Source organism: Lutibacter sp. (assembly GCF_041562875.1).
Taxonomy (GTDB): Bacteria; Bacteroidota; Bacteroidia; order Flavobacteriales; family Flavobacteriaceae; genus Lutibacter.
Map to the genome: position 1 here is coordinate 1 of NZ_JBFFOE010000141.1, position 5,123 is coordinate 5,123.

7 protein-coding genes and 1 pseudogene are annotated in these 5,123 nt (G+C 29.1%); 4 read left to right on the top strand and 4 right to left on the bottom strand.

Features of this window, described 5'->3' with window-relative positions; translation table 11 throughout:
* Both ABY863_RS12715 and ABY863_RS12720 read right to left on the bottom strand, forming a co-directional pair.
* Positions 1 to 268, bottom strand: a pseudogene (locus tag ABY863_RS12715) (hypothetical protein); the annotation flags it as partial.
* 5 nt (positions 269 to 273) lie between these two features.
* Positions 274 to 999, bottom strand: coding sequence for a hypothetical protein (locus ABY863_RS12720; protein WP_372795417.1), 726 nt, complete (start codon positions 997 to 999; stop codon positions 274 to 276).
* 171 nt (positions 1,000 to 1,170) lie between these two features.
* On the opposite strand from ABY863_RS12720, the gene ABY863_RS12725 reads away from it, so the two are divergent.
* Genes ABY863_RS12725 through mscL form a run of 3 tightly spaced genes read left to right on the top strand, consistent with a single transcriptional unit; the run spans position 1,171 to position 3,342 of the window.
* A complete protein-coding gene (locus ABY863_RS12725) occupies positions 1,171 to 1,788 on the top strand; it encodes a thymidine kinase (RefSeq protein WP_372795419.1) in 618 nt (205 codons plus the stop codon).
* Positions 1,778 to 2,881 carry an alanine racemase gene (gene alr / locus ABY863_RS12730; protein ID WP_372795421.1) on the top strand — a complete coding sequence of 368 codons (1,104 nt, stop codon included), beginning with the start codon at positions 1,778 to 1,780 and terminating at the stop codon, positions 2,879 to 2,881. Before ABY863_RS12725 ends, alr begins: the two co-directional genes overlap by 11 nt.
* 47 nt (positions 2,882 to 2,928) lie before the next feature.
* Entirely contained in the window at positions 2,929 to 3,342 is a 414-nt protein-coding gene (mscL, locus tag ABY863_RS12735) for a large conductance mechanosensitive channel protein MscL (RefSeq protein ID WP_372795423.1), read from the top strand.
* A 128-nt stretch (positions 3,343 to 3,470) separates the two neighbouring features.
* Here the strand turns inward: mscL and ABY863_RS12740 are convergent, their stop codons facing one another.
* Both ABY863_RS12740 and ABY863_RS12745 read right to left on the bottom strand, forming a co-directional pair.
* Complete coding sequence (locus ABY863_RS12740) at positions 3,471 to 3,716, bottom strand: VF530 family DNA-binding protein (RefSeq protein ID WP_372795425.1); 246 nt, start codon at positions 3,714 to 3,716, stop codon at positions 3,471 to 3,473.
* 31 nt (positions 3,717 to 3,747) lie between these two features.
* Complete coding sequence (locus ABY863_RS12745; protein ID WP_372795427.1) at positions 3,748 to 4,329, bottom strand: HutD family protein; 582 nt, start codon at positions 4,327 to 4,329, stop codon at positions 3,748 to 3,750.
* Positions 4,330 to 4,446: 117 nt separating this feature from the next.
* Between ABY863_RS12745 and ABY863_RS12750 the strand changes: the two genes are divergently transcribed.
* Positions 4,447 to 5,123 (top strand): NYN domain-containing protein (locus ABY863_RS12750; RefSeq protein WP_372795429.1); only part of this gene is annotated, 677 nt, incomplete at its 3' end.

The following is a 5,123-nucleotide window of genomic DNA, read 5'->3' on the forward strand; positions in this document are numbered from 1 at the left end:
GGTTCACATTTTCATGTTCACAAAAAATACTTTCTACTGCTTTTGCCGACCAAAAATTAAACCACCTGTTTAAGGCATAATTTTTTAAATCGTTATATTCTGAATCGCTATTGAATTTGGTTTCAATTTCTAATAACAGTAAATCAAATGAGCTTATCTTATATATGAAATTAGTTTCTTTATCATAGGTGTCAACTTGTTTCCGTCCCCAAGAATATTCAAATTCTAATCTTTTTTTTAACTCTTTTTCAATTGCATCAGAATTCATTAACGCTATAAAAATTTACGCTCAATTAAAATAATTAATCGTTCTTCATAATCTTGTTTGGCGCTCCAATCATAATCTGGTTTAACCATTTTTTGAATAAAATCTTTTGCTTCATTTTCGTTTTTAAACGAATTTAATTGTGATAATACCCGATTAAAATCTTCTTGATTTCCTTCAAATAAATGTTTCACAAAAGCGATTCTATCATTTAAACCAACTTGCAAATTATTTTTAAATAGGGTATCATTTAAGGAGCGTTGTCTATTTTCTGAAATTTCTTCAATAACTGGATTTTCTTTAGTTACTCTTTCAAACATTTCAGTTGCAACATCTGCAGAAATTGCATCTTTAAGTTCTTCTTCTAATGAGTTTAGAACTGAAAAAACTTCTTTTTCATCATCTTTTAAGATGGTATTTTCAATATCAAATACCTCTTCAATTTGTTTGTCTAATAACATTTCAAGCTTTTCAACATCTTCTATAACTTCAATTAAATTAGAAGATGTTTCCTTTTCTTCTTCAAAAGAAGGTTCTATTCTATCAACAATTTCTTTACTGGTTTCAACAGAATTGGATTCACTATTCATATTTTTATCAACAAACTTCAGCACAGAAAGTTTTTCATAAATTTCTTGTGCTTTTTTATGAAGTACACTAATATCATCATTATTTTCCAATTGTAAAATACTGTGTGCCAGACTTACTAATTCGGCTTTTATTTTTTTGTGCATAAGTTGCTTTATTAAATCGTTTTTGATGTATTATTTTTAATAAATTTGTAAGAAATCAGGTATCATAGATTCCGGATTTAAATTAATGACTAAACGAATGTAATACTAATTTTTATTGCAATTGTTTGAAATAAAAAAATTACAATAACCTTTCAAGCGTGAAATTACAAAATGTTTCTTGAAAATACAGTAAATCATAACGAACAATTTGGCTGGATTGAAGTAGTTTGCGGATCCATGTTCTCTGGTAAAACAGAAGAACTGATTCGTAGGTTAAAACGAGCGCAGTTTGCCAAGCAAAAAATAGAAATATTTAAACCTGCCATTGATACTAGATACGACGTAGAAATGGTAGTTTCACATGATGCTAATGAAATTAGATCTACACCAGTACCTTCATCTTCAAATATTTTAATTTTAGCAAATGATGTTGATGTTGTTGGTATAGATGAGGCGCAATTTTTTGACGATGGTATTGTTGCTGTTTGCAATGAATTAGCAAATCGTGGTGTTCGTGTTATTGTTGCTGGTTTAGATATGGATTTTAAAGGTAATCCGTTTGGACCCATGCCTGCACTTATGGCAACTGCAGAATATGTTACAAAAGTACATGCGGTTTGCACAAGAACTGGAAATTTAGCTCATTATAGCCATAGAACTGCAGCTGGTGATGAACTTGTAATGCTAGGCGAAACACAAGAATATGAACCTTTAAGTCGTGCCGCATACTACAAAGCTGTTCGTGCCGAAAAAAACAAAAAGGAAGCGCAAAATAACAATGGAGAATAACCACGTTACTGTTCTTGAAATAGATTTAAATGCCATTGAATTTAACTTCAATTATTTTAAATCTAAACTTCATAAAAACACCAAAGTTTTAGTAGTTATTAAAGCTTTTGGTTATGGTTGTGGTTCAATTGAAATTGCTAAATTTTTAGAATCTAAAGCAGATTATTATGCCGTTGCCTATTTAGACGAAGGTATAGCCTTAAGAAATGCCGGTATTAAAAAACCTATCATTATATTACATCCTCAAAAATACAATCTTCAAAAAATTGTTGAATACCAATTAGAACCCAATATTTATTCAATTAATTTACTAAAATCTTTTGTTGAAGACGCAAAACAATTAAAACTTCAAAATTATCCAATTCATTTAAAATTTAACACAGGTTTAAACAGATTAGGATTTTCTAATGATGATATTTTAGAAATATCATCAACAGTAAACAATCAAAAAGAACTATTTATAAAATCTATTTTTTCACATATTGCAGCAAGCGAAGATTTAGATGAGCGTGAATTTACTTTACAACAAATAAACACCTTTAATTCACTCTCTAATGAATTAATTAGCCAGCTAAATAACAATCCATTTAAACACATGTTAAATACTTCAGGAATACTGAATTATACTACTGAAGCTCAGTTTGATATGGTACGCTTAGGAATTGGATTATACGGTTTTGGGAATGAAGAAAAGGAAACCACCAACTTAAAAAATGTTGTTACTTTAAAATCAGTAATTTCTCAAATACACACTGTTGAAGAAGGTGAAACCGTTGGTTATAATAGAGCTTTTAAAGCAACTTCTACTGTGAAAACAGCTACCATACCAATTGGGTATGCTGATGGATTTTCAACACAATTTAGTAATGGTGTTGGTTATGTTTATATAAACAACCAAAAAGCAGCCATTATTGGGAATATTTGTATGGATATGATCATGGTAAATGTTTCTAATATTAATTGTAATGAAGGTGATGAAGTTTTAATTTATAAAAACCAACAACATATTGAAGCGTTGGCAAAAGCAATAAACACCATCCCTTATGAATTATTGACATCAATTTCACAGCGAGTTAAAAGAATTGTTAAATAATTGTTAATTTAGTATCTTGCCATGTCTAATTATTAAAAATAAAAAAAATGTTAAAAGAATTTAAAAATTTTATCATGACTGGTAATGTGATTGATTTTGCAGTTGCAGTTATAATGGCAGGAGCATTAGGTGCTGTAATCAAAGGTTTTGTAGATAATATTGCAATGCCATTTGTTGGTTATTTTGCCGGAGGATTTGATTTTGCTGACCTTCACATTGCTATGGACGGTAATGATTATGCAACTTTGGCAGCTGCTAAAGAAGCGGGAGGAGCGGTAATAGCTTACGGGGCCTGGATAAACACCATTATTAATTTATTAATTGTAGGTTTTGTAATGTTTATTATTGTTAAAGCATACAATAAAACTAAAAAACCTGTTGAGGTTGCACCAGAAGCACCAAAAGGACCTTCTCAAGAAGATTTATTAACTGAAATAAGAGATTTATTATCTAAAAAGTAAACCAAGCTTTATTATAATAAACCATTGTTGCCCAATAAAAGTAACTAATTAAGAAGCCATTTTTATGGCTTCTTTTTTTTAATCGTAATTTGGTTTTACAAAAGATAAAAAGCGATGAATAAGAGTCATTATTTCTTATTTGACATAATTGATTTTAAATATAAATTTTCAACTTTAGTTCTCGCCCATGGCGTTGTTCTTAAAAATTTAAGACAAGATTTTATGGTGGGATTGCTTTTAAAACAGTTTAAATTAATAGTTACTGCTAATTCTTCCCAACCATATGTAGCCACTAAATATTGCACAATTTCTGCCAACTTAATACCGTGTAGTGGACTGTTTGGGTGTTCTTGTTTTTTGTTTTCTTCCTCCATATGAAATACAAAAATAGATTTTTTTAATCAATCAAATTTTAATTTTAGATATAACTAGTTCACTATTTTCAGAACAAGTAATTTTAGCTATTGAAGATATCATATCTTTTATAACAAATAAATCGCCAGTTTTTAAATGTTGAAGATGATTCTTTATGTTTACATCTAATTTTCCACCAACAACATATATAAAAATCCAATCCCATTTATCTTCAAGTTCATAATTATTGTTTTTTCCCTCTATTAGTTTTAATAAATACAAGTCACTAGATGTATTTCCCATAGTCATTAAATTAAAATCGGTACATTTTCCAATAGATGATGTTTCCCAATTTCCCTCAAAAGAATCAATATCCCATTTTTTAAGTTGTTTTGAATAGTGATTTTTGTGATTAATTGTGATATTTCCTTCTAAAATCATTAATTTTCTTGAAACTCTTGGGAGTAAAGTAAAAGTAGATTCTTCTATTTCAACAGTGGCAGAACTCAACCTAAAATTGAAATTTTGTTGTTGGTAATTTGCTGTTGGCGGATAGATAAAAAGTTGCGTTGTTGTGCCGCCAGACCATGTATTTATTTTAAATTCTTCCGAAGAAATATGTGTAAATTTCATTAAATAAAATTTTATTTTCAAAGATACATTCTATTTATAATTCGAAAAAAAAGAATCGGTTTTAAGATAAATAAAAGAAACATATTTTTCTGTACCTTTATAAATTAGAATTAAATTATGATAAAAGATATAAAATTAGCCGTGCTTATTGACGGTGATAATATTCCTTCAAAATATATTAAAGAAATGATGGAGGAAATTGCAAAATATGGAACACCAACTATAAAGCGTATTTATGGAGATTGGACCAAGCCTCAATTAGGAAAATGGAAAACCATTTTACTTGAAAATGCAATTACTCCAATACAACAATATGGCTATACTGTTGGGAAAAACGCTACAGATTCAGCAATGATTATTGATGCAATGGATATTTTATATTCGGAAAAAGTAGATGGTTTTTGTTTGGTTTCTTCAGACAGTGATTTTACAAAATTAGCCACTAGACTTAGAGAAGAGGGTTTAGTAGTTTATGGAATTGGAGAAAAGAAAACTCCAAATCCTTTTATTGTTGCTTGTGATAAGTTTATTTATTTGGAAATTTTAGAAACTGAAGACGATAATCAGGATGGAATTAGAGCGCATAAAAAAGAAAGTTTAGATAAAATTACACCAAAAGTAATTCAGTTACTTAAAAATTCAGTTTCTGACGCTTCTGATGATGATGGCTGGGCGTTTATGGGCGATGTAGGTTCACTTCTTTTAAAGAAACAACCAAATTTTGATGCTCGTAACTTTGGATTCCAAAAGTTAACACCTTTATTTAAATCTTTAAAACAATTTGAAATTGAGCA